Below are 25,057 nucleotides of genomic sequence, written 5' to 3'. Positions count from 1 at the left end.
GGTCAGTCTTCGCGCTGCGCGGTTCTGTCTTCGCGCTGCGCGGCTCGGGATCGCCCGAATCGATCCCCTCGGCCGCCCTCGTGCCCATGCTCTGGAAGAGGGCGTGGCGTGCGCGGGGCACGGCGGAAGTCTAAGGAAACGGAACATCATGGAAGCCGGCAGCGACAGCGAGAACCTCTTCACCGGTGGCTCCCTGGCCGGCCTCGGCCCGGAGATCGCCGGCCCCACCCCGCGCCACCGCACGGTCGGCGTCACGGTCGGCGAGGGTGAAGGTGCGGTGACGGTGGGCGGCGGCGCACCGATCGTCGTCCAGTCCATGACCAACACCGACACGGCCGATATCGACGCCACCGTCGCGCAGGTCGCCCAGCTCGCCCGCGCGGGCTCGGAGCTGGTGCGCATCACGGTCGACCGCGATGAAGCGGCCGCCGCCGTGCCGAAGATCCGCGAGCGCCTGGACCGCATCGGCGTCCACGTGCCGCTCGTGGGTGACTTCCACTATATCGGCCACAAGCTCCTGTCCGAGCATCCGGCCTGCGCCGAGGCGCTGGCCAAGTACCGGATCAACCCGGGCAATGTCGGCTTCAAGGAGAAGAAGGATACCCAGTTCTCGACCATCATCGAGCAGGCGATCAAGTACGGGAAGACCGTACGCATCGGCGCCAACTGGGGCTCCCTCGATGAGGCGTTGCTCACCCACCTGATGGACGAGAACGCCAAGTCCCCGCGTCCGATCGATGCCCGCGCCGTCATGCGCGAGGCGATGGTCCGTTCGGCCCTGGGCTCGGCCAAGCGCGCGGAAGAGCTCGGCCTCGGCAAGGACAGGATCATCCTCTCGGCCAAGGTCTCGGCGGTGCAGGATCTCATCGCCGTCTACCGCGAGGTCGCCCGCCGCTCGGATTACGCGATCCATCTCGGCCTCACCGAGGCGGGCATGGGCACCAAGGGCATCGTCGCCGCCTCGGCCGCCATCGGCGTGCTGCTGCAGGAGGGCATCGGCGACACGATCCGCTACTCGCTCACCCCCGAGCCGGGCGGTGACCGCACTGTGGAGGTGAAGGTCGCGCAGGAACTCCTGCAGACGATGGGCTTCCGCACCTTCGTGCCGCTGGTCGCGGCCTGCCCCGGCTGCGGGCGCACCACCTCGACCACGTTCCAGGAACTGGCCCGCGACATCCAGAACTGGATCACCACCTCCATGCCGGAGTGGAAGAAGACCTATCCGGGCGTCGAGAGTCTGAACGTGGCCGTGATGGGCTGCATCGTGAACGGGCCGGGCGAATCGAAGCATGCCGATATCGGCATCTCGCTCCCCGGTACCGGTGAGAGCCCCACCGCCCCCGTCTTCATCGACGGCAAGAAGGCGATGACGCTGCGCGGCGCGACGCTGGCCAAGGACTTCGAGACCATCGTCATCGACTATATCGAGCGCCGCTTCGGCCAGGGCAGCCGCACCGCCGCCGAGTAGGACCTCACGGTTCACTCTTTTTCTCGAAGGGTGCGCGACGCCCTTCGGTAACGCCCGGGGGCAGAGCCCCGGGCGCGGCATTCTTCGGGTGAGCGGAGCGACTCCGCAACCCCACATGGTTCCCGCCCGCACGGGAGCGTGATAGTCAGGCGACAAGACCCCAAGTGCCGGCCAGCCCGGCGGATCCTTCGCGCCCCGATGGCCCACGAACCGGACCGCGAAGAGCCGCACCGCCCGCCGCTGGCCGAGCGGACAATTTCGACATCCCCATGAACCAGACTGCCGTACCGGGCTCCACCGCCCAGCCTGACGCAGCGCCCGGAGAGACGGACGGGCCCACGCCCTCCGGCGCCCTGGACGCCCCTGAGCGGGCGGAGACCCGGCAGGGCCATGCCAAGTTCGGCACCCTGCTCGTCGGCTCGATCGGCGTCGTCTATGGCGACATCGGAACGAGCCCCCTCTACGCCTTCCGCGAGGCGCTGAGCCCGGCCAAGAGCGACAACATCCTCCTGCCAGAGGAAGTGCTCGGTACGGTCTCGCTCATCCTGTGGGCGCTGTTCCTGATCGTGACCGTGAAATACGTCGCGATCCTGCTGCGCATGGACAATAACGGCGAGGGCGGCATCCTCTCGCTCATGGCGCTGGCTCGCAAGGCGCTCGGCGGCTCGCGCGTGGTGTTCATGCTCGGGCTGATGGGCGCCGCGCTGTTCTACGGCGACGCGGTGATCACCCCGGCCATCTCCGTACTCTCGGCGGTGGAGGGGCTGAAGCTCGTCACCCCCGCCTTCGAGGAATACGTGCTGCCGATCACGGTGGCGATCATCGTCGCCCTGTTCCTCGTGCAGAACCGGGGCACGGCCAAGGTCGCGGCCTTCTTCGGCCCGCTCACCATCATCTGGTTCCTGGCCATGGCGGCGGCGGCCCTGCCGCACATCGCCCTTCACCCGGAGGTGTTCCGTGCCGCCAACCCCTGGCACGCGGTGAACTACCTCCTCGGGCACGGCACGGGCGCCCTGGTGGCACTCGGCGCCGTGTTCCTGGCCGTGACGGGGGCCGAGGCTTTGTTCGCCGATCTCGGCCATTTCGGGCGCAAGCCGATCCAGGTGGCGTGGCTCTGTCTCGTCTTCCCGGCGCTCGCCCTGAACTATCTGGGCCAGGCCGCCCTGGTGATCGAGAAGCCCGAGACCTCGGACCCGTTCTTCCAGATGGTGCCCGCCTGGGGCCTGCTGCCGATGGTCGTCCTGGCCACGATCGCCACCGTGGTGGCGAGCCAGGCGGTGATCACCGGCGCGTTCTCGCTGTCGCGGCAGGCGATCCAGCTCGGCCTGCTGCCCCGCCTGGAGATCCGCCACACCTCCGAATCCCATGCGGGCCAGATCTACCTGCCGCAGATCAACTCGCTCCTGCTGATCGGCGTCGTGCTGCTGGCGATCCTGTTCAAGACCTCGTCGTCGCTGGCCTCGGCCTATGGCATCGCGGTCACGGGCACGATGCTGCTCACCGCCTCCATGACCTATCTGGTGATGTGGCGGATGTGGAAATGGTCGCCCATCGCGGCGGCGGCGGCGATGCTGCCGTTCATCGTGGTGGAGTTCCTGTTCCTGCTCTCGAACCTCATCAAGGTGGTCGAGGGCGGCTACGTGCCCTGCTGCTGGCGGGCGCCCTGGTGATCCTGATGTGGACCTGGGTGCGGGGCGTGACGATCCTGTTCAACAAGACCCGCAAGACCGACGTGCCGCTCACCGAGCTCGTCGCCATGCTGGAGAAAAGCCCGCCCCACCACGTGCGCGGCACCGCCGTGTTCCTGACGAGCGATCCCGAGATCGCCCCGGCGGCGCTCCTGCACAACCTGAAGCACAATAAGGTGCTGCACGAGAAGAACGTCGTGCTCACGGTCGAGACGGTCGACACCCCGCGCTCGAACGAGGCGGACAAGGTACGCATCGATCCCGTCGGCCCGCATTTCTACCGGGTGGTGATGAAGTTCGGCTACATGGAGACGCCGAACATCCCGAAGACGCTGACGCTGCTGCGCCGCCAGGGCTTCAAGTTCGACATCATGGCGACGTCGTTCTTCCTGTCGCGCCGCTCGATCCGCCCGGCTGCCCATTCCGGGATGCCCCTCTGGCAGGACCGGATCTTCATCACGCTCGCCAAGAACGCCAACGACGCGACGGACTTCTTCCAGATCCCCACGGGGCGGGTGGTCGAGGTGGGGACGCAGGTGACGGTGTAGGGCTTTGCTGCTCTGCCGTCAGAGGAGGGTCGTGGGGACTTCCAGCAACCTACCTGCCTCCGCGAGCTTGCGATCAAGCGTGGCCAGAACCAGCCCCTCCCCCGCGGCGATCGCGAGATGCAAGGCGTCGCCCGCACGCAGCCCAGTCTCGGAGCGGTCGGCCAGGCGCGCCGCTTCGCGGAAGGCATAATCCGAGATCGGCACCGTCACGAAGGATTCGGTGACGAGTCGAGAAAAGGCCATCAAGGCCCGACCGTGATGACCAGTCCCAAGTTGGCCCATCCGCACCTTGATCGAGAGCGCGGCCGAGAATTCCGTGACGACCCACGGACTAACGATTAGATCGTCGGGATCCTGCGCTGCGATCCAGGCTTGCATCCGTGCCGTCTCGGTCTCCGCCGTCAGGGCAGCGACCAGCACAGAAGTGTCCAGATAGGGCATTCAGTAACGGGCGCCGTCGCGCATGGCCCGCACGAACTCGGCGGCGCCTTCAGCCTGCGCCGGCATCCCCATCGTTGTGGCTCGCAAGGCGTCTAGGTCGACGGGCTTGCGCGGCTCGCTGCGAACCGCCGTCAGCCGGGCGACCGCACGTCCATGGCGTGTGATCGTCACCGTGTCGCCCGCCGCGACGCGGTCGAGCAACGTCTCCAGGTGGGCTTCCACTTCGGCGAGGTTGACCGTGCTCATGTTCGTGGTTCGCGGGGGCCTGACAAGAGGATGGGGGCATGGGCGTGCGGCGTCAACGCTCCGCCACCGACGTGCGCCACCGCACATGCACGGTGATCGCGCATTGCGACCGAACCGGTGCCTCCTTACACCCGTTCCAATTGAGTGCATTCGCTGCATTCCATCTTTCCGGACGGCGTGCCTCCGGCCGCTGCCCTTCGGACCGCCTCGCGAGCGGTCCCGACGCGAGGGACACCAATGATCAAGCTCACCGTGAACGGAGCTGCCCGCAGCTTCGACGGCGACCCCGACATGCCGTTGCTCTGGTACCTGCGCGACGAGGTCGGGCTCACCGGATCGAAGTTCGGCTGCGGCGCGGCGCTCTGCGGCGCCTGCACCATCCATCTCGGCGGCACCGCCGTGCGCTCCTGCGTGACCCCGGTCTCGGAGGCCGAGGGCAAGGAGGTCGTCACGATCGAGGGGCTGTCGCCGGATGGCAACCACCCGGTCCAGGTCGCGTGGCGTGACCAGAACGTCGCGCAGTGCGGCTACTGCCAGGGCGGCCAGATCATGCAGGCGGCCTCGCTCCTCAAGGAGACGCCCAAGCCCACCGATGCGCAGATCGACGACGCCATGAGCGGCAACCTCTGCCGCTGCGGCACCTATCCGCGCATCCGCGCCGCCATCCACCAGGCCGCAGGTCAGACTGCCGCCCCGAAGGGAGAGCGCCTGTGATTCACGATCTCAAGCTGATGGCTGAACAGGCCGCTCAAGAATCGGCGACCCGTCCGGCGCTCGCCAATGTCAGCCGCCGCGGCATCCTCGGCGGTGCGGGCGCGCTGGTGCTCGCCCTGTCCCTGCGCTCCCCGGCCAAGGCCGACGAGACGCAGACCCAGGAGCAGAAGGAGCACAAGTACGGCGCCGACGGCATGCCGCATGGCTGGCGCGACGACCCGAAGGTGTTCATCGCCATCGCGCCGGACGGCACCGTGACGGTGACGAATCATCGCTCCGAGATGGGCCAGGGCGTGCGCACCTCCATCGCGCTGACCGTCGCCGACGAGCTCGAGGCCGACTGGCCGAAGGTGAAGGTCGTCCAGGCCTATGGCGACGAGGAGCGCTTCGGGAACCAGGATACGGACGGCTCCCGTTCGCTTCGCCACTTCTTCCAGCACTTCCGTCACGCCGGCGCGGCGATGCGACTGATGCTGATCGAGGCGGCGGCCAAGCAGTGGGGCGTGCCGGCTTCCGAGGTCACGGCCAAGAGCCACACGCTGACCCACGCCAAGTCCGGTAAGACGCTGGGCTACGGCGTGGTGGCCGAGGCGGCGGGCAAGCTTGCCGTGCCGACGCAGGTCAAGCTGAAGGATCCGAAGGAGTTTCGCTACATCGGCACCGGCAAGATCGGGCTGATCGACAACTTCGACATCACCACGGGCAAGGCGATCTACGGCGCCGATACCAAGCTCGACGGGATGCTCTACGCGGCCATCGCCCGCCCGCCGGTCTACGGTGGCAAGGTGAAGTCCTTCGACGATGCCGAGGCCAAGAAGGTCTCCGGGATCGTGAAGATCTTCAAGATCGACGGCGGCGAGATTCCGTCCGAGTTCATGCCGCTCGGCGGCGTGGCGGTGGTCGCCAAGAACACCTGGGCGGCTCTGAAGGCCCGGGACGCCCTCAAGATCACTTGGGACGACGGCCCGAACGCCTCCTACGACACCGACGTGTTCCGCAAGGAGCTGGAGGAGACGGCACGCAAACCCGGCAAGGTCGTGCGGACGCAGGGCGATGTCGATGCCGCGATGGCCAAGGCCAAGAAGAAGGTGGTGGCCGAGTATTTCGTGCCGCATCTCGTCCAGGCGCCGATGGAGCCTCCGGCCGCCGTCGCGCGGGTGAAGGACGGCGTCTGCGAGGCCTGGGCCTGCACGCAGGGTCCGCAGGCGGCTAACGACCGGCTGATGAAGGCCCTCAACCTGCCGGACGACAAGGTCACGGTGAACGTGACGCTGCTCGGCGGCGGCTTCGGGCGCAAGTCCAAGCCCGATTACGTGGTCGAGGCGGCCCTGTGCAGCCGCGAGGTCGGTGGTGCGCCGGTCAAGCTGTCCTGGACCCGCGACGACGACATCCACCACGGTTACTACCACACCATCTCGGCCGAGCGGATCGAGGCGGGGCTGGACGAGAAGGGCATGCCGGTGGCGTGGCTCCACCGGTCGTGCGCGCCGACGATCGGCTCGATTTTCGCGCCGGATCCGAAGCACGAACTGCCGTTCGAGCCGGCATGGGCCTCGTGAACACGCCGTTCTCGATCCCGAACATGCGGATGGAGAACCCGGAAGCCGCCGCCCATGTGCGGATCGGCTGGTTCCGCTCGGTCTCGAACATCCCGCACGCCTTCGCGATCCAGTCCTTCGTCTCGGAGCTGGCGCATGAGGCGGGCCGGGATCCGAAGGATTACCTGCTCGATCTCATCGGTCCGCCGAAGAAGATCGATCCGGCTTCCATCGGCGACGTGTGGAACTACGGCGAGGACCCGTCCCGGTACCCGATCGATACGGGCCGCCTGCGCGGGGTGATCGAGGCCGCCGCCAAGGGCGCCGGCTGGGGCCGTAAGTTGGAGAAGGGAAGGGGCCTGGGCATTGCCGGGCACTACAGCTTCGTCACCTACACGGCGGTCGCCGCCGAGGTGGAGGTCGATGCCAAGGGTCAGGTGAAGGTGCAGGCCATCGACATCGCCGTCGATTGCGGGCCGCAGGTGAACCCGGAGCGCATCCGCTCGCAGATGGAGGGCGCGGTGGTCATGGGGATGGGGCTTGCCCTCACCTCCGAGATCACCTTCAAGCAGGGCCGCGCCCAGCAGAACAACTTCGACGGCTACGAGATCATTCGGATCGACGCCGCCCCGAAGGTCGTTCGCGTCCACCTCGTGCCGACGGGCAACTACGACGGTCCGCTCGGCGGTGTGGGCGAGCCAGGCGTCCCGCCTGTGGCGCCCGCCATCGCCAACGCGATCTTCGCCGCCACCGGCCGCCGCATCCGGCAACTGCCGATCCGCGATCAGGCCACCAGCGCCTGAACCCGGCCGCGATCAGCATCGAACGATGAGTGGGGAGGCATGCCCGAAGGGTGTGCCTCCCCACATTCGTTTCAGAGCTTGGAGCGTATACGGAAATTCCGTATACCTGCTTCATGGAAGGCAGATTCGATCCGGGCAAGGACGCGATCAATCGCGAGAAGCATGCCCTGTCCCTGGCTTTCGGTGACCGTATCTTTGAAGATGAGGATCACCTCATCATTCCTTCCATCCGCGAACGAGACGGGGAAGAAAGGTTCAAGATCGTCGGCTTGGTCGGCGATAAATTGTATACGGGCGTCTTTGTCTGGAGATCCGATCGACCACGTTTCATGTCCGTGAGGAGGAGCAACAGGAATGAAGACCGTGCCTACCGCGCTTCCGGCTGACATTCGTGACGATGAGGATTTCGACGCTGGTGTAGAAGCGATCGATCGTGGCCAGCGTGCCCGCCTGATCCGCCGCACGCGGACACAACTCGGCCTGTCCCAAACAGAGTTCGCCAAGCGATTCTGCGTCCCGGTCGGCACCTTGCGGGATTGGGAGCAGGCGCGGGCAACTGCGCCCGATTTCGCCGTGGCGTATGTTAGGGTGATCGGACAGCATCCCGATATCGTCGCGAAGATCGTGGCCTGAACGGCGCGACGCTTGAACCAGGCCGGGCTGCCGCTGGTTAAGGACGTGAGGCAGGCTTCCTGCCGGTCGCGGACCGAGGATCGATGAACCGTTTTGCCCCCGTGCTGGCCAGCCTTTGCCTTGCCGCTAGTTTCGCTACACCGACGTTCGCCTCTCCGTGCTCGGAGCAGATCGACGCCCTGTCGGGCAAGGTGAAGGCCGAGACCAAGGACGCGATTGCCGCCAACACGAGCGGACAGGCCGCCGCCGCCAAGCGGGGCGGGGAGGGTGTCACCGGCACCGAGGGCCAGCGCAAGGACGATGCCCCCGAGGCCCCGCCGGAGAAGTCGGCCGAAGCGGGCAAGGGCGCCGATGCCGCGCAGCAGGCCCGGGTCGCCTTGGAAGAGGCCAAGGTCGCCGACAAGAAGGGCGACGCCAAGGGCTGTGAAGCGGCCATCGAGCGGGCGAAGTCGCAGCTCGGCAAGGCGCCGTAGCCGACACCCGCCTGACGATCAGCGCCGCGCCAGCACCGCGAACCGGGCGAGGAACCGTTCCTGCGCCCTCGCCGTCGGCCATGGGTCGGCGAGGGCGAGCACCGTCTCCGAAAGGGGGATTGCCGGGCCGAAATAGCGGGCGGCCTCCTCCTCCGAGAAGCCCGCGAGCCGGACGGCCTCAATATGGGCCGCGATCCGGTCGGCCCGCTTCACGAGCCGGGTGAGGGCGGGGGACGGTGCCGGCACGCCGAAGCGCTGGCGCACGGCGGCGAGCAGGCGCTTCTCGACGCCCCTATAGGCATCACCGATCGCCGCTTTGAGGGGCGAGATGATGTCGCCCACCACGTATTCGGGCGCATCGTGCAGCAGGAGTTCGAGCCCCTCGGCATCGGTGGAGGCAGGGGCAAGGTGACGTCCGACGCCCTCCACCAACAGGCTATGCTGCGCCACTGAGAAGACATGCGGCCCGGCCGTCTGCCCGTTCCAGCGGGCGACGCGGGCGAGACCATGGGCGATGTCGGCAATCTCAATATCGAGCGGCGATGGGTCGAGCAGGTCGAGACGGCGCCCGGAGAGCATCCGCTGCCAGGCCCGCGGCACGGTCTTCGAAGCCCGAGGTGGCTCCTTCGTCCGGGGTACGCTCATGCTGAAGCAAGGGCGGCGCAGGCCGCATGGCGATGGCATCCGGTGAGATGGTCGTTCACCATCCCCACCGCCTGCATGAAGGCATGGATGATGGTCGGGCCGCAAAACGAGAAACCCTCGGCCTTCAAGGCCTTGCCCATCCGCTTCGAGACATCGGTCTCCGTGAGGACATCGGCGCGGCTATGCGGGTTCCCCTGGATCGGCCCACCATCGCAGAAATCCCAGAGGAAGCGCGAAAAGCCGGGGCCGCTCTCCTCAATGCGCAGCCACGCTCTCGCACCCGCGATGGTGCCGACGATCTTGGCGCGGTTGCGGATGATGCGGGTATCCCCCATCAGCCGCGCGACGTCGTCGTCCGTGTAGCGGGCGATGATCTCAGGCTGGAAGCCGTCGAAGGCCTCGCGGAATCCCTCGCGCCGCTTCAGGATCGTGATCCACGACAGCCCCGCCTGGAACCCGTCGAGGATCAGCTTCTCGTACAAGGCGCGGGAGTCGAATTCCGGCACGCCCCATTCGGTGTCGTGATAGGCGACGTAGAGCGGGTCCTGCCCAGCCCACCAGCAACGGGGGCACCCGTCAGGGTGGAGGATCAGCCCCGCGGGCAATGGCTCGGCCATGGTCAGACCGCGGCCTCGCCGCCGGATTCGGGCATGGCGAAAGTGGCATAGGCGGGCCGCCCGACGGCGAGGGGCTTGCCCTCGGCCGCCAGAACCTCACCCGCCGCCAGCGCATCGCCGAGCCGGTCAAGGCGCACCATGGCGAGCCCGCGGGAACCGGCGGCGCCGCTCGTCCGGCCCACCACCTTCTGCCCGGCCTGGATCTCGGAGCCCGGCGCAGGCGCACCCTGCGGATACTCGGCGGCGAGAAGACGGGTGCGGGCGGTGCCCCGGTGCTGCATCCGCGAGACGACCTCCTGGCCGACATAGCAGCCTTTGCGGAAGTCGACCCCGCCGAGTTGGTCCATCAGCGCCTCGTGCGGGAAAGCGTCGCCATAGGCGAAGTCGCGCCCGCCCTCCGGCACCGCCAGGGCGAGGCGATGGGCATGATAATCGGCCTCGGAGGCATCGGCCGAGAAGGCGCCCTCGGCCGCATAGAGACGCGCCCCGAGGTCCGGGTGACGGCCATCGGCGATGCGGGCGGTCTCTGCGGCGGTGGTCGCCCCATCCCAGGCGGCGGCGACGGCAATCGTCGGATCGGCGGCGATCTCGACCTGGGCACGCAGTTTGTAGAGGGTCAGACGCTTGGCGAGATCGGCGGCCTTGTCGGCGGCGACATCGAGCCGGAAACCGTCGGCGACGCGCGAAATCAGGAAATCGAACAGGATCTTGCCCTGCGGCGTCAGCAGCGCCCCGAGCCGCGCTTCACCCTCATCAATCGTCTCGACATTGCAGGTCAGCACGCCCTGCAGGAGGCTCGTGGCATCCGGCCCGGTCACGGTGACGAGGGCGCGGTCCGGCAACAGGGCGATGGGCATTCGCGAAAATCCTCACACGGCAGGCGTCAGCCGGGAGGTAAGGGGGAAAGCGGCCCGCCTCAACCGGCGGGCCGCCATCAATCAATGCTGCAGGGTGGTGGTGAAGGCGCCGCCACGGATCCGGTCCGGAAAACCCTCGGCGTAGCGGGCGGTCGCCTCCTCACCGTAAGTGGTGACGAGTTCCTGGAAGGCGGCGAAGAGAGCCGCCTGGGCCATGCAATCCCCATCGAGGCCGTCCAGGCAGCCCTCGGCGAACGCCTCAGAGACATAGCTCAGGGCGGCACGCTTCTCCTCGACATCGGCCTCGAGGGGGGCGCTTTGCGAGATGGTCTGCATGGTCCGACATTTCCATTGCGCCGGTCTGAAACAGGCCGGCGGACAACATGGATGATAGGCGGCTCATTGCGGGACGCCTAGCCGGTAATTGCGAATCGGTTAACGCGACCGTTCGAATACGGTCCTTCTTCCGGTTCACCCACCCCTGTGGCGGAGATGCATCAACTTCATCCGCCGAACCGCCCGGCCAGGGCATGGGACAGTTTTTCGCCCTCCGCCAGGAAGCGCGCCGTCGCCTCGTGCGCCGCGGGCGTGCAGACGCGGTAGGTGAGGGCGTAGGCCTTGTATCCACGGTTGTAGGCGCCCGCGAGCCTGTCCCGCCGGGCGGGGGTGATACCCTCGGCTTCGATCAGCGCCTTCATCCGCGCGGGCCATTCCGCCGCGTCCGGCATGGCGCAGAGGTTGCGCAGGAAGGCGAGCGAGCCGATCACCTCGGCCATGCGCATCAGATCGCGGTCGTAGGGCGCAGGCACATCGGCGGGGGCAGGAGCCTCCTTGGGCTGTTCCTTCGGCGCCTCCTTGGGCGCGGGCTTCGTCCGCTGCTGGGCCAGAGCGGGCTGCGCAGCGAGATTCGTCGCCAGCAGCGCCGTGGCGAGGGAGAGACGGGACAGGATCACTCCGCCCCCCGCGCAGCGACCCGCTCGAACGCCTCCCGCAGGGTCCCGATCAGGCCCGGCGTCGTCTGAAGATCCGCGATCTCATCGAGGCTCGCCCAGCGCACACCGAGCGCCTCGGGCCCCGCCACGGGCTCGCCGCCCCGCCACAGGGCGGCATGGGGGTGCACGACGTAATGGTGCCGCGCCCGGCCTTCCTCGTCGCGCACGATGATCTCGGTCGGTGAGAGCACGCCGACCACCTCGGCGGTCAGGCCGACTTCCTCCTCCAGTTCGCGCAGGGCCGCTGCGGCCAGGGTCTCGCCCGCTTCCACGAGGCCGCCCGGCAGGGTCCAGACCCCGCGCATCGGCTCGTTGGCGCGGGCGGCGAGCAGGACATGGGACTCGCGGATCACCGCGATGGAGGCGCCCACGAAGGGACGCGCGGGAAAGGTGCGGGAGTCGGCCTCGCTCACGGCTTTCCTCCGTCGAGGGTGATGGCCGCCACGCGCCCGTCGCTCAGGCCGACGATCAGCCGCTCACCCAGGGCGGCGACGCCTGTGCCGGCGGGCGCAGGCAGGGTCACGCGGGCGCGTTCGCGCAAACCGTCCCGGGTCGAGACGATGGCGAGCGCCGGAATCCCCGCCACGGGGAGTGCGAGGTCGGCTCCGCCCTCACGCGGCAGCGTCTCGGCGAGGTCGGCTTCGCCTTCACCGATCGTGTAGCCTGCCGCCTGGGGGCCGGGCTCGATCCGGTCGGGGGCGAGCGTCCAGAGGGTCAGCCGCCCGGTGGAATCCACCGTGGCGGCGCCCATGCCTGTGCCTTTGCCGGTGAAATCGCCCACGGCCGCGATGGCCGGTCGCGGGCCGGATGGGGCGCGGGCACTCAAGGTCCAAGAGGCGGGATCGGACGAGGTCCGTGTCGCCAGAACGAGGCCACCCGCGTCGGAACCCGTAAGGGTCGCGGCGAGCACGGCCGGTCGCCCGGCGACGGAGACGATCCGCGGCGGGTTCGCGGCGAACACCGCTCCCTCTCCGGCGGTGAGGGTGGCGGTGGCGATCGGAACCGGCTTCGGATCGGTGCTCACGGCCATGGGCTGGCGTTCGCGAAAGGTCAGGGTCGTCGCGGCAGGGGCGCCGTCCGCGCTCCGGGTGCGGCCCGAAAGGAAGACGCTGAGCGGCCCATCGAGGGCACGGCGAAGGCCGGGCAGCGCACCGCGCGGCGTCTCGGATGCGACGAGATCCTCCACCGCCTCACGGCCCACGGGCTTCACCGCGACGGAGCCGTTCTCGAGGATCAACACTGCGCCGCCCTCCTCGCCCCAAACGAGGACGACCGGGACGGGACCCTTGCCCGCGCGCAGGATCGGAAGCAGCCCGGACGTCGCCACGGCGGTCGCGACCTCGGTCCTGGGCCCGCGCATCTCGCGGACCTTGAACGGCAGTTCGAGGAGACGCACCGTCGGCTCGGCAGCCGCGGGAGTGGCCACAAGCAGGAGGGCGAGGCCGAGAAGGCCCGCACGAGCGGTGCGGGAACGGACACGGTCGACGGCGCGCATCGGCGCGTCAGACATGCTGTCCGCCGTTGATGTGCAGTTCGGCCCCGTTCACGTAGGACGAGGCTTCGGTGCACAGGAAGTAGATTGCTTTGGCGACCTCATCCGGGGTGCCGAGACGCCGCTGGGGAATCTGCTCCACCAGCTTCTCCGTCCCCGGCGAGAGGATGGAGGTATCGATCTCGCCCGGCGAGATGGCGTTCACCCGCACGCCGATCGGGCCGAAATCAGCCGCCATCTCGCGAGTCAGTCCGGCGAGCGCCGCCTTGGACGTGCCGTAGGCCGACCCGGCGAAGGGATGGACCCGCGAGCCCGCGATCGAGGTGACGTTCACGACGGAGCCCTTGGCCTGGGCCAGTTCCGCCCGCAGGCCCCGCGCCAGCAAGATCGGCGCGAAGAAGTTCACCTGAAACACCCGCTGCCAATCGGGAAACTCGGTCGCCAGGGTGCCGAGGCGCTCGCCCTGCGGTCCCTTGGGCGAGATACCCGCATTGTTGACGAGGGCGTGGAGCACGCCTCCCTCGGCGGCGAGCCGCCCGCGCACTTCCTCCACCGCGCGCACGGTGTCGGCGGCATCCGAAAGATCGACCTGGAGGTGATCCTCCGGACCCATCTCCCACGGGCAATTCTCGGGGAAGGGATGGCGGGAGCAGGTGATCACGCGCCAGCCTGCGGCGGAGAACCGCTTCACGGTGGCGTGGCCGATGCCACGGCTCGCACCCGTGAGCAGCATGATGCGCCGACGGTCGTTAGGGGAGAGGGCCACTGTCGGAGCCTCACTGTCGCGCGGGGGTCCCGATGGGCGGATGTCCCGTCGGTGCACTGCAACGTCTAGGCGGACGGGCGCGGGAAATCCAGGCCACAGGATTCATCCCCCGCGTGCAGGGGGATGCGCGCGGGCGTCCCCTCCGCATTCCCGCGCGCCGTCGCGCGCGTCTCCCCTGCGCGAGGCGTGTCGCCAAGCCGGGCGGCGGTTGCTACAGAGCGCCCGCAAGAGGATGACCATGACGAGACCGGAGCCCGACACGGAAACGGCTGAGCCAATGCAGGCGCGGCTCATCGCCCATCTGGCCTCCGCCGGCTATGCGCCGGTGACGCCGCCCGTGCTGCAGCCGATCGAGCCTTTCCTGGAACTGTCCGGCGAGGATATCCGGCGGCGGATCTTCGTCACGCAGGATGCGGGCGGAGCCGAACTGTGCCTGCGGCCGGAATTCACCATTCCCGTCTGCCGCCTGCACCAGCAGCGGGCCGATGGGCTTAAGGCCGATTACAGCTATTGCGGGCCGGTCTTCCGGCTGACCGCTGGGGAGCCCGACGAGTTCTTCCAGGCCGGGATCGAATCGATCGGCCGCACCGATACGCCCGCCGCCGATGCGGAGGTGCTGGGTCTCGCCCTCGAAGGCCTGACCCTGCTCGGGCGGACCAACCCCTCCGTGCGTCTGGGCGACATGGGGATGACGGTCGCCCTGCTCGACGGGCTCGCCGTCCCGCCTGCCGCCAAGCGACGAACCCTCAGGGCGCTCGCGGCCGGGCGCTCCCTGGATGCCGTAACCAACGGGGCCGAGGGCACGCCGGGCGAGGACCGCCATGCCGGCCTGCTCGCCGCCATCCAGGGGCAGGATCCGAAGGGTGTGCGTGCCTTCGTGGAGGACGTGCTCGCCATTGCCGGGATCTCGGCGGTGGGCGGCCGGAGCGCGGGCGAGATCGCCGAGCGCTTCCTCGGCAAGGCGGCTGCCCAGGCCAACGGGGGCGCCGGGCTCAACGCCGAGAACCGGGCGATCCTCGACCGCTACCGCCTGGTCTCGGGCGATCCCGATGCCGCGGCCAAGGATCTGCGGGCGCTGGTCGCCGATGCGGGCCTGCGCCACGACGCGGTGGAGGCGGCCCTCGACCTGTTCGAGGAGCGCAGCGGCTTCATCGCCGCCAGGGGCCTGCCCCTCGACAGCTTCCGCTTCCAGGGCGGGTTCGCCCGCAACCTCGATTACTATACCGGCTTCATCTTCGAGGTCTCCGAGGGAGACGGGCCGGTTCTGGTCGGCGGCGGGCGCTATGACGGCCTGCTCGCCCATCTCGGCAGCGCCGCGCCGCTCCCGGCCGTGGGCTGCACTTTCTGGATCGAGCGCGCGATGGGAGCCGGCCGATGAGCGACGCCCTCGTGCTGGCGGTGCCCTCCAAGGGGCGCCTGCAGGAAAACGCCAACGCCTTCTTCGCCCGCGCCGGCCTCAAGCTGGCACAGGGTACGGGCGCGCGGGACTATCGCGGCAAGCTCATCGGCGTGCCGGGCGTCGAGGTCCGCTACCTCTCGGCCTCGGAAATCGCGAGCCAGCTCGCCTCCGGCGCCGCCCATCTCGGCGTGACCGGCGAGGACCTGATCCGCGAGACCCTGCCCGACGTGCGCGGACAGGTCGAGTTGCTGACGCCGCTCGGCTTCGGCAACGCCACGGTGGTGGTCGCCGTGCCCCAGGCCTGGATCGACGTGCGGGCGATGGCCGATCTCGACGAGGTCGCGGCCACCATGCGCACCCGCCACGGCCGCCGCCTGCGGGTCGCAACGAAATATGTGAACCTCACCCGTCGCTTCTTCGCGGAGACCGGCGTTGCGGATTACCGCATCGTGGAAAGCCTCGGCGCCACCGAAGGCGCTCCGGCGGCGGGCTCGGCCGAGATCATCGTGGACATCACCACCACGGGCGCGACGCTCGCGGCCAACGCCCTCAAGATCCTCGACGACGGGATCATCCTGCGCTCGGAGGCGAACCTCGTCGCCTCGCTGAAGGCGAAGTGGGGTGAGGCGCAGCGCGGAGCACTCCGCGCGGTGCTCGGGCGGATCAGCGCCGAGGAACGCGCCCGCACCACCCGCGAGGTCCGCGCCGGAATGCCGGATTCGGGCACGATCGACCTCGCGACGCTCGCGGGCCTGCACGAAGCCGAATTGCCCTACGGCGCCCCGACGGGACCGGATGGAGAAATCGTCCTGCGCTGCCCCGAGGCGGCGGTGTTCGACCTCGCCGAAGCCCTGGTACGGGCCAGCGCGCGGGCGGTGAGCGTCCGCAAGATCGACTACGCCTTCTCGGCGGAGAACCCCCTGGCAGAGCGGCTTCTGTCGCGTCTGTAGGACGGGGTTCCAAAGGGAGAGCCCTTTGGCGGGTGCGGGGCCGCGCCCTGCGGAAGAACGCCCAGGGGCCTCGCCCCTGGACCCCACCAAAGGACCCGGTCCTCTGGGATCCCGGATCTATTGCGGACCCTGCTTGGCGAATTCCGAGAGGACGGCGCGCAGCACCTTGAGGCGGGCGTCGTATGTGGTGCGCAGGCACTCCACGTCGGCGCCGCAGCTGCGGCGCTCGGTCAGCCAGGTCTCCTGGTCTTCGCGGAGCTTGGACTGGCCGCCCATCGGCAGCACGGCCTTCAGGATTTCGAACCGGGTCGCCATCTCGACGTCCCGGTCGTTGATCGGGAGGTGGGCACAGATCGCCTTTTCGTCGGGAGCTTCGGCCTTGTCGCAGGGGAAGCTCGCCGCCTCGGCGGAGCCGCCAAGGACGACGAAGAGGAGGGCAAGGCCGGAGGTCGTGCGCAGCATGGGCTCATAACGGCCGAGCCTGCCGGAAGCTCCCTCTCAGAACCCCGGCTTCACCGTCACGAGGATGACGACGACGATCATGATGAGCGTCGGCACCTCGTTGAGCACGCGGTAGAACTTGTGCCCGCGCGTGTTCCGGTCGGCCGCGAAGTCCTTCACCATCTTGGCGAGCCAGCCATGGATGCCGGACATCGCCACCACTAGGGCGAACTTCGCCTGCATCCAGTGGGCGGCGTAGTAGCCGCTCATCCAGACGAGGATCAGTCCGAAGAGCCAGGTCGCGATCATGGCAGGTGTCATGATCGCCTTGAGCAGGCGCCGCTCCATGACCTTGAAGGTCTCGGATTGCGCGCCCGAGCCCGGCGGAAGGCTCGCGTGGTAGACGAAGAGCCGGGGCAGGTAGAGCATCGCCGCCATCCAGGCGATGAGGCTCACGATGTGCCCGGCCTTGATCCAGTCGTAGAGCACGCCTCTAGCCCCGCAGCCGGGCGAGCATGCGCTCGACATGGGCGATCGGCGTCTGCGGCGTGATGCCGTGGCCGAGGTTGAACACGTGGGGCCTGCCTTCGGCCGCCGCGCGGATCGCGTCCACGGCCGCGTCCAGGGCCGCGCCGCCCTCGATCAGGGTCTCGGGGTGCAGGTTGCCCTGCGTGACGGTGGCGGCCGGAATCCGGCCACGCAAAGCGGCAAGGTCCACGGCCCAATCCACCCCCACCGCGTCGGCACCGGTTTCGGGCACGACGCGGGTATGGCCGTCGAGGCCGGACCCACGGGCGAAGACGATGATCTTCGCGCCCGGCACCTTCGCGCGGATCCCCTCGATCATGCGGGCGATCGGCCGCAGCGACCAGCGCGCCAGCGGATCGCCGCCCTCGGGATCCTCCGGCAGCACGCCCGCATGGGATTCGAAGATCTGCACCGCATCGGCACCCGCTTCGAACTGGCGGATGAGATAGGCGGTCTGCACGGTGACGAGCCGGTCGATCAGCGCCTCGACGAGGGCCGGATCGGCGGCGGCGAGGGCGCGCGAGGGCGCGAGGTCGGGCGTCCCGCGCCCGCCGATCATGTAGCTCGCCACCGTCCACGGCGCGCCGCAGAAGCCGAGCAGGGTGGTCTCGTTCGGAAGCTCGGCCCGCAGGCGCGTCACCGTCTCGAAGACCGGGGCGAGATGCGACAGGATGGCAGGGTCGCCCGCCTCACGCAGACGCTCGAAGGCGGCGCGGTCGCCCATGGCGTCGAGGCGCGGACCTTCACCTTCCACGAAGCGCACGTCCTGGCCGAGCGCATGGGGCACGACGAGGATGTCCGAGAACAGGATGGCCGCATCGAAGCCGAAGCGGCGGATCGGCTGAAGAGTCACCTCCACCGCGAAGTCGGGCGTGTAGCAGAGATCGAGGAAGGAGCCGGCCGTGGCACGGGTGGCGCGGTATTCCGGCAGATAGCGTCCGGCCTGACGCATCATCCAGGCGGGAGGTGGCCAGACCGCTTCGCCCGAGAGCACCCGCAGCATCGCCCTGTCAGATTGAACCGTCATGCGCTCCCGCACCCGCTTTCCGCCAACCGGCCCGGTCGCGACGGATCCCCAGGGGATCTCTCATAGAGAAAAGAGAGAATCTTAGACTCTGTTTTTTCTCTTGGAGGCTGGATCACGGGAGCGCAACCGTATCCACACCCGATCCCCGGATCCGCGCCGTTAACGGACGTTTAAAGGATTTGCGCGAAGATGATGGAAGAGGGTTCCTGCTCAAGGCTTTGCGCCGAGCGGGAGGGCGAGTCGGGTCTCCTGTGTCCGGCTTTTCCCGAACGGGGCGCTGAATCCGTCCCGATTTGACGGCCTGTGTATGCAAGAGTCGATAGCTGGACGTGTTTCCGCTCTGGACCCGCCGGACAGGCCTGCCTATCCACACTCATCGACTCCCCCGGCAGTCGCCGTGGATAACCGGAACCGGCCGGAGACGCCGCGCATGGGCCGCAGCTACTTCCACCTCCATCTCGTGTCCGATTCCACCGGCGAGACGCTGATCAATGTCGGCCGGGCGGCGGCGGCGCAGTACGAAGGCGTCTCGGCGATCGAGCACGTCTACCCGCTGGTGCGCTCCGCCTCGCAGCTGGAGCGGGTGATCTCGGAAATCCGCGCGGCGCCGGGTCTCGTGCTCTACACGCTGGTGGGCGGCGATCTTGGCCAGCGGCTGGAGATGGCGGCGCGGGAATCCGGCTCTCCCTGCCTCTCGGTGCTGCAGCCGGTGCACGACCTGCTGCAATCCTATCTCGGCACGCAGAAGGCGGCCCGGCCGGGCGCCCAGCACATGCTGAACGCCGAGTACTTCAAGCGCATCGACGCGATGAACTTCACCCTCGCCCATGACGACGGCAACCTGCCGGAGGATCTGGAGGAGGCGGACGTCATCCTGCTCGGCGTCAGCCGCACGTCGAAGACGCCGACCTCGATCTACCTCGCCAACCGGGGCCTGAAGACCACGAACCTGCCGCTCGTGCCCGGCGTGCCGGTGCCGCCGGGCATCGAGGCCGCGCGCAAGCCCCTGGTCGTCGGACTGTTCGCCTCGCCGGAGCGGATCATCCAGATCCGGCAGAACCGCCTGTCGAGCCTCAACGCCGACGAGAGCCGATGTATGTCGATCGGGACGCGGTGTCGGACGAGATCACCTCGTCGCGCCGCCTGTTCCTGCGCAACCGCTGGCCGACGATCGACGTCACGCGCCGCTCGATCGAGGAGACGGCCGCTACCATCCTCGACCTGCACCGCGACCACCGCATGAAGTTCATCGCGGAATAGGCCGGGATATCCCAAGGGCTTTGCCCCTGGACCCCACTAAAGGACTCAGTCCTTTGGGATCCCGATCCCGACGCTCAGCTCAGGACCGTGCGGACGAGCGTCATGCCGGCGATCAGGCCCAGGAGGCCGGTGGCGACCGAGGCGGCAACGTAGCCGACGGCAGCCATGGTCTCACCGCGCTCGTAGAGGCTGATCGCGTCCAGCGAGAAGGTCGAGAAGGTGGTGAAGCCGCCGAGCACGCCGGTCGTCAGGAACAGCCGGGCCGGATGACCCGCCGCGCCACGCAGGGCGAAGCCCTCGGCCAGCACGCCCATCAGGAACGAGCCCAGCACGTTGATGATGAGGGTCGACAGCGGAAAGCCGAGTCCCGGCAGCAGCCGCGACACGGCGACATTGATCCCATGGCGGAAGCCGCCGCCGATCCCGGCGCCGAGGAAAACGATGAGGGTGTTGATCATGCCTGTCCCGTCCTGGTTGGACGGGCGGCCCGGCCGCGATGCGGGCATGCCCCCACCGCGGGCGGAAACCGCCCTTACGGTAGGAGCCATCAGCCTTGGCCGTTCGCGAGGCAAGGCGGTTGTCGGGGCTCCATCCCCATCGACAGCAAGGATAGGACAGAAATGCCAGAAGGGGAAGGCGCGTGGCCTTCCCCTTCCGCAGGATCGGCGTGTCGATCAGGCCGCGATGGCGAACTGGCTGCGCTGCTCGATCTGCGCCACGTAGAAATCCTCGATCACGTCGCGCACGACGTTGGCGAGGTCGTTGCCGCGATGCTCGTCGAGATGGATGTCGCTGCCGATCACCCGGCCGATATGCGCGCTGGCGCTGGAGCCCGGCACGAGGCGCTCGTTATAGCGGGCATGAAGACCGGAAACGGAAATATAGTTCGTACCACCGAGCTCGGGGCCGTACTTGATCTTGATCTTCTGCTCGGTCTCCAACCCGCGCAGCTTGGCGCAGAGCGTGACGAAGTTGTCGGTGTCGATCACCGGATCGATCCCGGAAATGGCGCCGTGAACGTTGTCTTCCTCGTTCAACACCTCGGACATGAGGCGAAGGACCTCGATCACCGGCTGAAGAGCACGGGTGCCGTCCTCGAGCAGCTTCTGGCGGAAGCCGTTGCTGCGGGCATCGGCAGCGGCGAGGCGCGTGCGGAAGCGGTCCTTGACCTCGTTGAGGTGTGCCATGGTCTTTCTCTCCGGGAAACATCGAAAACCCGGACTGTTTCGTCCGTTGATTCGAGGTGTACGGAGCGAATGCAGTTGACGCAAGATAGTGCAAAACATTGATGCTTGCACAGGACTTGTGCTTCTGCTTAAAACCTTAGCCTGCCTGAAAATCAGGCAACATCATGCAGGTCCGTCCAGCGGCTTCAGCACGAGGGCGGACGACGAGGCGGCACGGCCTTCGCTGCGGGTGAGGGCGCGGGCCAGGACGGTGAGGTCCGGCGTCTCGCCTGAGACAGGTCCGTAGACCGTCCGGTCCAGGGCGTTCAGGGCATCGCGGGTCTCGGGCCGTTCTCGCCAGCGCCGGGCGAGTTCGGGCATGGCCCGCTCGCCCGCCGCCACGGCGGCGCGGAAGGTCGCGGCATCGCGGGCACGGGCAGCGCGGTGGAGATCGCGGGCGATGGAGCGGGGGAGCCGCAGGGTACCGCGCTCGCGGCGGAAGCCGAGGAGGACGAGCCCGAGGCCGAAGGCCAGCACACCGGACGCGACGGCGAGCAGAGGACCGGACGCCGCTCCCGTGACGTTGGTTTCGCGATCGGGCAGGCCGCCACCGATCTGACGCGCCGGGATCTCCGCCTCGCGCAGGGTGCGCGAGACCGTGTCGAACCAGGGGATCACGATGGCGTCGAGGGGGATCACCTCCGGCACGCCGGGCTTCACATCCCAAACGTAGGTGGCACGGGCGACGGGTCCGCTCGGCGTGATGATGGTCTCGCGGGTAACGGGCCCCGCGAAGGTGATGATGCCGCGGGTGCGCATGACGGGGCGGGGCGGCAGGCCCTCCGCCAGCATGCCCTGCGCTTCGAGGACGACCGTCCGGCGCACGGTCTCGTGGATCTTCACGGTCTCCGGGTCGCGGCTCCACGAATCGGTGACGCTCACATCCTTCGCCGGAAGCCACCAGGGATCCTTGGCGTCGGGTCCGCCGGTCTCGCCCGTCCAGGCCGCGACCTTGAACGGGATCGGCGCCGAGCGGACATCGACCACCTTGCGCTCGCCGACATCGTTGATCGTGAGGCGGTGGATGAAGGGTTCGAGGGTGAAGTCGCCGGAATGGTGCGGGAACACCGCCACCGTCCGGTCGAAGGCAATGGCGGTCTGCCCATCCGCTAAGCGCGTCTTGCTCCAATGGTCGCGGCCGAGCTGCGTCCAGGTGAAGTTCGCGAGGGAGGGCTGAATGACCTCTTCGAGCAGGATCGGCTGCTTGTAGACCCCATGGATCTTCAACAGCACCATCTCGCGGGTATAGGGCTCCGCGCCGCCGTTCAGTTCGGGCGTGACCGTGAGGGTCAGGTCGCCGGGCTCGATCTCCGCGCGGGCGGCAGCGGGCAGGAACGCGGCTGCCAGGAACGAGAGGGCCAGAAGGCGCGCCCTCCCTCTCCGCCACCCGCCTCCGGCCAAGTCCCAGAAAATCACCATGGATTGCTCCCGGCGGGCATGGCGGTGCCGGCCTCGACGCGGCGGGTCTGTTCAGCCTTGAGGCGCAGCTTGAGGTAGCGGCCGGGATCGTCGGGCAGGGTCTGGAGCCAGAGCCGGTCGGGGCGGATCTCGTGGGCCTCGAAGCTCTTCGTCACCCGGCGGGCCTCGCGCTCGGGCGCCTCGGCCCTCATGGCGGGGCCGGTCCCGGAGCGGCCCTTGCCGGCTGCATCGCCCACCGAACCCCGGGCCTTGCCCCCCTTGGAATCGACGGCCGCCTGTTCGGAGTTGCCGCGCCGGGCCACGGCGCTGTTGCCCGGCAGCGAGGCGCTGCTGTTCGCCTCGCGGTTGCCCGCCAGACCCTCGCCGCTCGAGGAGGCGTTGATGTCGTTGTTCGGATCGTTGTTGGCGGTCTTGTTGTAGCGGGCGCCGTACTGGGCGGTGCCGTTGGCGATGCCGCCGCCGGGGCCGCGATCGATCGCCTCTTCCATCATGCGCGCGATGAGGGAGCGGTTGGCCTGGGCATCCGCATCCCGGGGGTTGTAGCGCAAGGCCTCGTCGTAGGCTTCGATGGCGCCCGGCAGATCGCCCGCACGGGCGAGCGCGTTACCGAGGTTGTAGCTCGCCCGGCGTCCGCCGTTGCGGAACAGGGCGGCGGCGTCCTGCGGGCGGCCCGCCTCATAGAGCGCGGCCCCACGCCAGGCCGGATCGTCGAAGACGGGCACGGCAAGGCTCGGGAGGTGCAGGCTCATCAGGAGCCGCCCCAGGCCGGTGCGGGGCTGCGAGAGGGCCGCGAGGGCCAGGATCCCGAGGGCGACGAGGACGAGCCCGGCGATCCGCGCCGTCCGGCGCCATGCAGGCGGCAGGCTGAGGGTTCGAGGTGGGGCGAGGGTGGCCGCCATCAGGCGCTCCGGCGGAACAGGAGAAGAGCGGGCAGGGCGGCGAGCGCCAGGAGCCAACGCCCGAGATCGGCGAAGGCGATCACGCCGTAGCCGCCCGCCGCGAGATGCTGAGCGGTCGGCGCCGCAACCGCGTCGAGGACGGGAGTCGCGACGGCGACGTCCGCGCTGGTGCCGCCCCCGGCCTCCGCGAGGCGCCGCAGCGGGTCCGGCCCGGCCTGGGGGACGCCGGGCGGCAGGGTCTTGGTAGCAGGCACGTAGAGGGTGTCGAGCCGCCAACCCCGGGCGCGGATCGCCCCGGCCTCGCGCATGGCCGCCTCGCCGATGCCGTCACCGTCGCTGATCAGCACGACGTTACCGGCGATGACCTGCGCCTCGGCCAGCGCGCGGTTCGCCAGGGCGAGGCCGCGCTCGGGATGGCTGCCCCGGTCGGGCACCGTGTCGGCGTCGAGGGCGAAGAGGGTCGTGCCGAGGCTGTCCCGGTCCGTGGTGGGCGAGACGGCGAGATAGGCGTCGCCCGCGTAGATCACGAGGGCGACCGGGCGCGTTCCGGCAGCCTCCGCGACGGCAGCGGCGGCCTCGCGCACGCCCTGCAGGTTGCCGCCCTCGGCCACTGAGCGTGAGAGGTCGACCACGAGGATCGTCTCATCGAGGTTGCGGAAGGTGCCGGTGTCCCGGCGCTCGATGGCCGGGCCCGCGAGACCCAGCACGAGCCCCGCCGCGCAGAGCCCCGCCGCGAGGTTGGCGCCGCGCTTGCCCCCGAGCACCGACCCGGTACGCGAGAGATAGGCCATCAGCGCGGGATCGATCTCCCGGCCCCAATCCCCCAAAGGCGCCGCCCGGCGCACCGCATAGAGCGCCAGGGCCACCACGACGGGGAGCGCAGCGAGCCACCAGGGCCGCAGGAGCGTGAGGCCGGCCAGCGTCATGTGGACTTCCTCGCGGCCAAGAGACCGATGGCGAAGGCGAGCGCCAGGGTGCCGGGCCAGACCCACAGGTCCTTGCGCAGGGGAAGCGGCGGCGGCGGCGTGCGCCCGCCCTCCAGCGAGTCGATGGCCTGCGCGACGGCGAAGAGGTCGTCCGTGGTCTTCACCCGGAAGAAGCGTCCGCCGCTGGTTTCGGCCATGGTCTTCAGGGTTTCGCTGTCGACCACGTCCTGCTCGCCGTTGGCGTCGGCGAGGTCGCGGGGGCCCAGCGCGATCGTGTAGACGCGCACGCCGATCTCGCGGGCGAGGTCGGCTACGTCCTTCGGGGCGGTCTGGCCCGCATTGTTGGCGCCGTCCGAGAGCAGCACCACGGCCTTGGTCACGGCGGGGCGTCCCTCCGGAATGTGCGCGTCGCGTGGGTCGAGACGGCGGAGCGCAAGGCCGAGCCCGTCACCGATGCCGGTCGAGCGGCCCGAAATGCCGATCGTCGCCTCTTCCAGGGCGCGGGCGACGGAGGCCGTGTCGAAGGTGAGCCCGGCCGCGACATAGGCTTGGTCGGCGAAGAGCACGAGGCCGATCCGGTCCCCCGCCCGGCGGCGGATGAAGTCGGCGCCCACGCGCTTGACCGCCGCGAGGCGGCTGACGGTCTCGCCATCGAGCGAAAAGTCCCGCCGCTCCATGGAGCCCGACAGGTCCATGGCCATCATGATCTCCCGGCCCGAGGCGGGCAGAGCGGCGGAGGGCAGAACCACTCGCGGGCCGGCTAGGGCGGCGATCAGGCAGAGCCACAGCCCCCAGACCAGGGCAGCCCGGCGGCGGCCCCGTCCCGCCGCGTCGGTGCCGGTCCCCGTGCTGGTGGCGACAGTGCCGGGCACGCGCAGGGCGCCGCCCTCCACCTGCTCGCGGGGCAAAAGGCGGGCGGCCAGGAGCGGAAGGGGCAGGGCGATCAGCCACCACGGGGCGGCGAGGTCGAAGCCCGAGACGAAGGCGGCGAGCCAGCCGGGCAGGGCGCCGGTCATGCCTTCAGCCTTCCGATCAGCCGGGTCGAGCTCGGCATCGAGCAG

The 25,057-nt window shown here is 69.0% G+C and carries 26 protein-coding genes, 3 pseudogenes and 1 riboswitch; of the genes and pseudogenes, 10 read left to right on the top strand and 19 right to left on the bottom strand.

The window, feature by feature from the left end; all coding sequences use genetic code 11:
- Window positions 1–148 precede the first annotated feature (148 nt).
- Both ispG and ACFQE0_RS06065 read left to right on the top strand, forming a co-directional pair.
- Window positions 149–1,468, top strand: coding sequence for a flavodoxin-dependent (E)-4-hydroxy-3-methylbut-2-enyl-diphosphate synthase (ispG, locus tag ACFQE0_RS06070; RefSeq protein ID WP_378968029.1), 1,320 nt, complete (start codon window positions 149–151; stop codon window positions 1,466–1,468).
- Window positions 1,469–1,737: 269 nt separating this feature from the next.
- A pseudogene (locus ACFQE0_RS06065) lies at window positions 1,738–3,704 on the top strand (potassium transporter Kup).
- A gap of 18 nt (window positions 3,705–3,722) precedes the next feature.
- Here ACFQE0_RS06065 and ACFQE0_RS06060 read toward each other — a convergent pair.
- Together ACFQE0_RS06060 and ACFQE0_RS06055 are read right to left on the bottom strand one after the other, a co-directional pair.
- Window positions 3,723–4,145, bottom strand: a complete 423-nt coding sequence (locus ACFQE0_RS06060; protein ID WP_378968027.1) for a type II toxin-antitoxin system VapC family toxin — start codon at window positions 4,143–4,145, stop codon at window positions 3,723–3,725.
- On the bottom strand, window positions 4,146–4,391 hold the full coding sequence (locus ACFQE0_RS06055; RefSeq protein ID WP_378968025.1) for a type II toxin-antitoxin system Phd/YefM family antitoxin: 246 nt from the start codon (window positions 4,389–4,391) through the stop codon (window positions 4,146–4,148).
- Window positions 4,392–4,628: 237 nt separating this feature from the next.
- On the opposite strand from ACFQE0_RS06055, the gene ACFQE0_RS06050 reads away from it, so the two are divergent.
- From ACFQE0_RS06050 to ACFQE0_RS06030, 5 genes and pseudogenes are all read left to right on the top strand, one after another.
- Complete coding sequence (locus ACFQE0_RS06050; RefSeq protein ID WP_378968023.1) at window positions 4,629–5,105, top strand: (2Fe-2S)-binding protein; 477 nt, start codon at window positions 4,629–4,631, stop codon at window positions 5,103–5,105.
- Window positions 5,102–7,446 (top strand): annotated as a pseudogene (locus tag ACFQE0_RS06045) (xanthine dehydrogenase family protein molybdopterin-binding subunit). The gene ACFQE0_RS06050 and the pseudogene ACFQE0_RS06045 overlap by 4 nt, the downstream one beginning before the upstream one ends.
- Before the next feature lie 113 nt (window positions 7,447–7,559).
- Entirely contained in the window at window positions 7,560–7,832 is a 273-nt protein-coding gene (locus ACFQE0_RS06040) for a BrnT family toxin (protein WP_378968021.1), read from the top strand.
- Window positions 7,801–8,079 carry a helix-turn-helix domain-containing protein gene (locus ACFQE0_RS06035; protein ID WP_378968019.1) on the top strand — a complete coding sequence of 93 codons (279 nt, stop codon included), beginning with the start codon at window positions 7,801–7,803 and terminating at the stop codon, window positions 8,077–8,079. Before ACFQE0_RS06040 ends, ACFQE0_RS06035 begins: the two co-directional genes overlap by 32 nt.
- Window positions 8,080–8,162: 83 nt before the next feature.
- Complete coding sequence (locus tag ACFQE0_RS06030) at window positions 8,163–8,552, top strand: hypothetical protein (protein WP_378968017.1); 390 nt, start codon at window positions 8,163–8,165, stop codon at window positions 8,550–8,552.
- Between the two features lie 18 nt (window positions 8,553–8,570).
- Here the strand turns inward: ACFQE0_RS06030 and ACFQE0_RS06025 are convergent, their stop codons facing one another.
- The 8 genes from ACFQE0_RS06025 to ACFQE0_RS05990 form a co-directional block, all read right to left on the bottom strand.
- Window positions 8,571–9,131 (bottom strand): HD domain-containing protein, encoded by a 561-nt coding sequence (locus ACFQE0_RS06025; protein ID WP_378975313.1) that lies wholly within the window; start codon window positions 9,129–9,131, stop codon window positions 8,571–8,573.
- A gap of 62 nt (window positions 9,132–9,193) precedes the next feature.
- Window positions 9,194–9,814, bottom strand: coding sequence for a DNA-3-methyladenine glycosylase I (locus tag ACFQE0_RS06020; RefSeq protein ID WP_378968015.1), 621 nt, complete (start codon window positions 9,812–9,814; stop codon window positions 9,194–9,196).
- Between the two features lie 2 nt (window positions 9,815–9,816).
- Entirely contained in the window at window positions 9,817–10,671 is an 855-nt protein-coding gene (gene ygfZ / locus ACFQE0_RS06015) for a CAF17-like 4Fe-4S cluster assembly/insertion protein YgfZ (RefSeq protein WP_378968013.1), read from the bottom strand.
- Window positions 10,672–10,752: 81 nt separating this feature from the next.
- The gene (locus ACFQE0_RS06010; protein WP_378968011.1) at window positions 10,753–11,007 is read right to left on the bottom strand and encodes a hypothetical protein; all 255 of its coding nucleotides are present in this window, start codon (window positions 11,005–11,007) and stop codon (window positions 10,753–10,755) included.
- A 167-nt stretch (window positions 11,008–11,174) separates the two neighbouring features.
- On the bottom strand, window positions 11,175–11,621 hold the full coding sequence (locus tag ACFQE0_RS06005) for a TIGR02301 family protein (RefSeq protein WP_378975311.1): 447 nt from the start codon (window positions 11,619–11,621) through the stop codon (window positions 11,175–11,177).
- Window positions 11,621–12,076 carry an NUDIX hydrolase gene (locus ACFQE0_RS06000; RefSeq protein ID WP_378968009.1) on the bottom strand — a complete coding sequence of 152 codons (456 nt, stop codon included), beginning with the start codon at window positions 12,074–12,076 and terminating at the stop codon, window positions 11,621–11,623. The genes ACFQE0_RS06005 and ACFQE0_RS06000 overlap by 1 nt, the downstream gene beginning before the upstream one ends.
- Window positions 12,073–13,173, bottom strand: a complete 1,101-nt coding sequence (locus tag ACFQE0_RS05995) for a hypothetical protein (protein ID WP_378968007.1) — start codon at window positions 13,171–13,173, stop codon at window positions 12,073–12,075. Before ACFQE0_RS05995 ends, ACFQE0_RS06000 begins: the two co-directional genes overlap by 4 nt.
- On the bottom strand, window positions 13,166–13,888 hold the full coding sequence (locus tag ACFQE0_RS05990) for an SDR family NAD(P)-dependent oxidoreductase (RefSeq protein WP_378975309.1): 723 nt from the start codon (window positions 13,886–13,888) through the stop codon (window positions 13,166–13,168). The genes ACFQE0_RS05995 and ACFQE0_RS05990 overlap by 8 nt, the downstream gene beginning before the upstream one ends.
- Window positions 13,889–14,159: 271 nt before the next feature.
- Between ACFQE0_RS05990 and ACFQE0_RS05985 the strand changes: the two genes are divergently transcribed.
- The gene (locus tag ACFQE0_RS05985; protein WP_378968005.1) at window positions 14,160–15,299 is read left to right on the top strand and encodes an ATP phosphoribosyltransferase regulatory subunit; all 1,140 of its coding nucleotides are present in this window, start codon (window positions 14,160–14,162) and stop codon (window positions 15,297–15,299) included.
- Window positions 15,296–16,270 carry an ATP phosphoribosyltransferase gene (gene hisG, locus ACFQE0_RS05980; RefSeq protein WP_378968003.1) on the top strand — a complete coding sequence of 325 codons (975 nt, stop codon included), beginning with the start codon at window positions 15,296–15,298 and terminating at the stop codon, window positions 16,268–16,270. The genes ACFQE0_RS05985 and hisG overlap by 4 nt, the downstream gene beginning before the upstream one ends.
- 117 nt (window positions 16,271–16,387) lie before the next feature.
- Here hisG and ACFQE0_RS05975 read toward each other — a convergent pair whose 3' ends face one another.
- From ACFQE0_RS05975 to hemE, 3 genes are read right to left on the bottom strand one after another with little or no spacing between them, the layout of a single operon-like run.
- Window positions 16,388–16,732: a lysozyme inhibitor LprI family protein gene (locus tag ACFQE0_RS05975; protein WP_378968001.1), complete on the bottom strand. Its 345-nt coding sequence runs from the start codon at window positions 16,730–16,732 to the stop codon at window positions 16,388–16,390.
- 36 nt (window positions 16,733–16,768) lie between these two features.
- On the bottom strand, window positions 16,769–17,200 hold the full coding sequence (gene hemJ / locus ACFQE0_RS05970; protein WP_378967999.1) for a protoporphyrinogen oxidase HemJ: 432 nt from the start codon (window positions 17,198–17,200) through the stop codon (window positions 16,769–16,771).
- A 4-nt stretch (window positions 17,201–17,204) separates the two neighbouring features.
- Window positions 17,205–18,266, bottom strand: a complete 1,062-nt coding sequence (hemE, locus tag ACFQE0_RS05965; protein WP_378967997.1) for a uroporphyrinogen decarboxylase — start codon at window positions 18,264–18,266, stop codon at window positions 17,205–17,207.
- A gap of 430 nt (window positions 18,267–18,696) precedes the next feature.
- Between hemE and ACFQE0_RS05960 the strand changes: the two are divergent.
- Window positions 18,697–19,526, top strand: a pseudogene (locus ACFQE0_RS05960) (pyruvate, water dikinase regulatory protein).
- A 74-nt stretch (window positions 19,527–19,600) separates the two neighbouring features.
- Here the strand turns inward: ACFQE0_RS05960 and crcB are convergent.
- From crcB to ACFQE0_RS05930, 6 genes are all read right to left on the bottom strand, one after another.
- Window positions 19,601–19,984: a fluoride efflux transporter CrcB gene (gene crcB, locus ACFQE0_RS05955; RefSeq protein ID WP_378967995.1), complete on the bottom strand. Its 384-nt coding sequence runs from the start codon at window positions 19,982–19,984 to the stop codon at window positions 19,601–19,603.
- A gap of 73 nt (window positions 19,985–20,057) precedes the next feature.
- Window positions 20,058–20,131, bottom strand: a riboswitch (Fluoride riboswitch).
- 69 nt (window positions 20,132–20,200) lie between these two features.
- Window positions 20,201–20,713: a hypothetical protein gene (locus tag ACFQE0_RS05950; RefSeq protein WP_378967993.1), complete on the bottom strand. Its 513-nt coding sequence runs from the start codon at window positions 20,711–20,713 to the stop codon at window positions 20,201–20,203.
- A gap of 162 nt (window positions 20,714–20,875) precedes the next feature.
- On the bottom strand, window positions 20,876–22,171 hold the full coding sequence (locus ACFQE0_RS05945) for a hypothetical protein (RefSeq protein ID WP_378967990.1): 1,296 nt from the start codon (window positions 22,169–22,171) through the stop codon (window positions 20,876–20,878).
- Window positions 22,165–23,070, bottom strand: a complete 906-nt coding sequence (locus ACFQE0_RS05940) for a tetratricopeptide repeat protein (protein WP_378967988.1) — start codon at window positions 23,068–23,070, stop codon at window positions 22,165–22,167. The genes ACFQE0_RS05945 and ACFQE0_RS05940 overlap by 7 nt, the downstream gene beginning before the upstream one ends.
- Window positions 23,070–23,996, bottom strand: a complete 927-nt coding sequence (locus ACFQE0_RS05935) for a VWA domain-containing protein (protein ID WP_378967986.1) — start codon at window positions 23,994–23,996, stop codon at window positions 23,070–23,072. The genes ACFQE0_RS05940 and ACFQE0_RS05935 overlap by 1 nt, the downstream gene beginning before the upstream one ends.
- Window positions 23,993–25,000 carry a VWA domain-containing protein gene (locus ACFQE0_RS05930; protein ID WP_378975307.1) on the bottom strand — a complete coding sequence of 336 codons (1,008 nt, stop codon included), beginning with the start codon at window positions 24,998–25,000 and terminating at the stop codon, window positions 23,993–23,995. The genes ACFQE0_RS05935 and ACFQE0_RS05930 overlap by 4 nt, the downstream gene beginning before the upstream one ends.
- Window positions 25,001–25,057 lie beyond the last annotated feature (57 nt).

Origin of the sequence: Methylobacterium komagatae, assembly GCF_042661665.1 — a bacterium.
In the GTDB taxonomy this organism is placed as follows: Bacteria; Pseudomonadota; Alphaproteobacteria; order Rhizobiales; family Beijerinckiaceae; genus Methylobacterium; species Methylobacterium komagatae.
Note: the sequence above shows the minus strand (reverse complement) of the source record. Positions and strands in the feature narration are given on the sequence as shown.

Bases quoted from the DNA above. Each gene is read 5' to 3' on its own strand.
- ACFQE0_RS05940 (WP_378967988.1), bottom strand. From the start codon at position 23,070: ATGGCGGCCACCCTCGCCCCACCTCGAACCCTCAGCCTGCCGCCTGCA.
- ACFQE0_RS05935 (WP_378967986.1), bottom strand. From the start codon at position 23,996: ATGACGCTGGCCGGCCTCACGCTCCTGCGGCCCTGGTGGCTCGCTGCG.
- crcB (WP_378967995.1), bottom strand. From the start codon at position 19,984: ATGATCAACACCCTCATCGTTTTCCTCGGCGCCGGGATCGGCGGCGGC.
- ACFQE0_RS06025 (WP_378975313.1), bottom strand. From the start codon at position 9,131: ATGCTCTCCGGGCGCCGTCTCGACCTGCTCGACCCATCGCCGCTCGAT.
- ACFQE0_RS06010 (WP_378968011.1), bottom strand. From the start codon at position 11,007: ATGCAGACCATCTCGCAAAGCGCCCCCCTCGAGGCCGATGTCGAGGAG.
- ACFQE0_RS06050 (WP_378968023.1), top strand. From the start codon at position 4,629: ATGATCAAGCTCACCGTGAACGGAGCTGCCCGCAGCTTCGACGGCGAC.
- ACFQE0_RS06035 (WP_378968019.1), top strand. From the start codon at position 7,801: ATGAAGACCGTGCCTACCGCGCTTCCGGCTGACATTCGTGACGATGAG.
- hemE (WP_378967997.1), bottom strand. From the start codon at position 18,266: ATGACGGTTCAATCTGACAGGGCGATGCTGCGGGTGCTCTCGGGCGAA.
- ACFQE0_RS06040 (WP_378968021.1), top strand. From the start codon at position 7,560: ATGGAAGGCAGATTCGATCCGGGCAAGGACGCGATCAATCGCGAGAAG.
- ACFQE0_RS06055 (WP_378968025.1), bottom strand. From the start codon at position 4,391: ATGAGCACGGTCAACCTCGCCGAAGTGGAAGCCCACCTGGAGACGTTG.
- ACFQE0_RS06060 (WP_378968027.1), bottom strand. From the start codon at position 4,145: ATGCCCTATCTGGACACTTCTGTGCTGGTCGCTGCCCTGACGGCGGAG.
- ACFQE0_RS05995 (WP_378968007.1), bottom strand. From the start codon at position 13,173: ATGTCTGACGCGCCGATGCGCGCCGTCGACCGTGTCCGTTCCCGCACC.
- ACFQE0_RS05950 (WP_378967993.1), bottom strand. From the start codon at position 20,713: ATGGCACACCTCAACGAGGTCAAGGACCGCTTCCGCACGCGCCTCGCC.
- ACFQE0_RS05975 (WP_378968001.1), bottom strand. From the start codon at position 16,732: ATGCTGCGCACGACCTCCGGCCTTGCCCTCCTCTTCGTCGTCCTTGGC.
- ispG (WP_378968029.1), top strand. From the start codon at position 149: ATGGAAGCCGGCAGCGACAGCGAGAACCTCTTCACCGGTGGCTCCCTG.
- hisG (WP_378968003.1), top strand. From the start codon at position 15,296: ATGAGCGACGCCCTCGTGCTGGCGGTGCCCTCCAAGGGGCGCCTGCAG.
- ygfZ (WP_378968013.1), bottom strand. From the start codon at position 10,671: ATGCCCATCGCCCTGTTGCCGGACCGCGCCCTCGTCACCGTGACCGGG.
- ACFQE0_RS06020 (WP_378968015.1), bottom strand. From the start codon at position 9,814: ATGGCCGAGCCATTGCCCGCGGGGCTGATCCTCCACCCTGACGGGTGC.
- ACFQE0_RS05990 (WP_378975309.1), bottom strand. From the start codon at position 13,888: ATGCTGCTCACGGGTGCGAGCCGTGGCATCGGCCACGCCACCGTGAAG.
- ACFQE0_RS05985 (WP_378968005.1), top strand. From the start codon at position 14,160: ATGACGAGACCGGAGCCCGACACGGAAACGGCTGAGCCAATGCAGGCG.
- ACFQE0_RS06030 (WP_378968017.1), top strand. From the start codon at position 8,163: ATGAACCGTTTTGCCCCCGTGCTGGCCAGCCTTTGCCTTGCCGCTAGT.
- ACFQE0_RS05945 (WP_378967990.1), bottom strand. From the start codon at position 22,171: ATGGTGATTTTCTGGGACTTGGCCGGAGGCGGGTGGCGGAGAGGGAGG.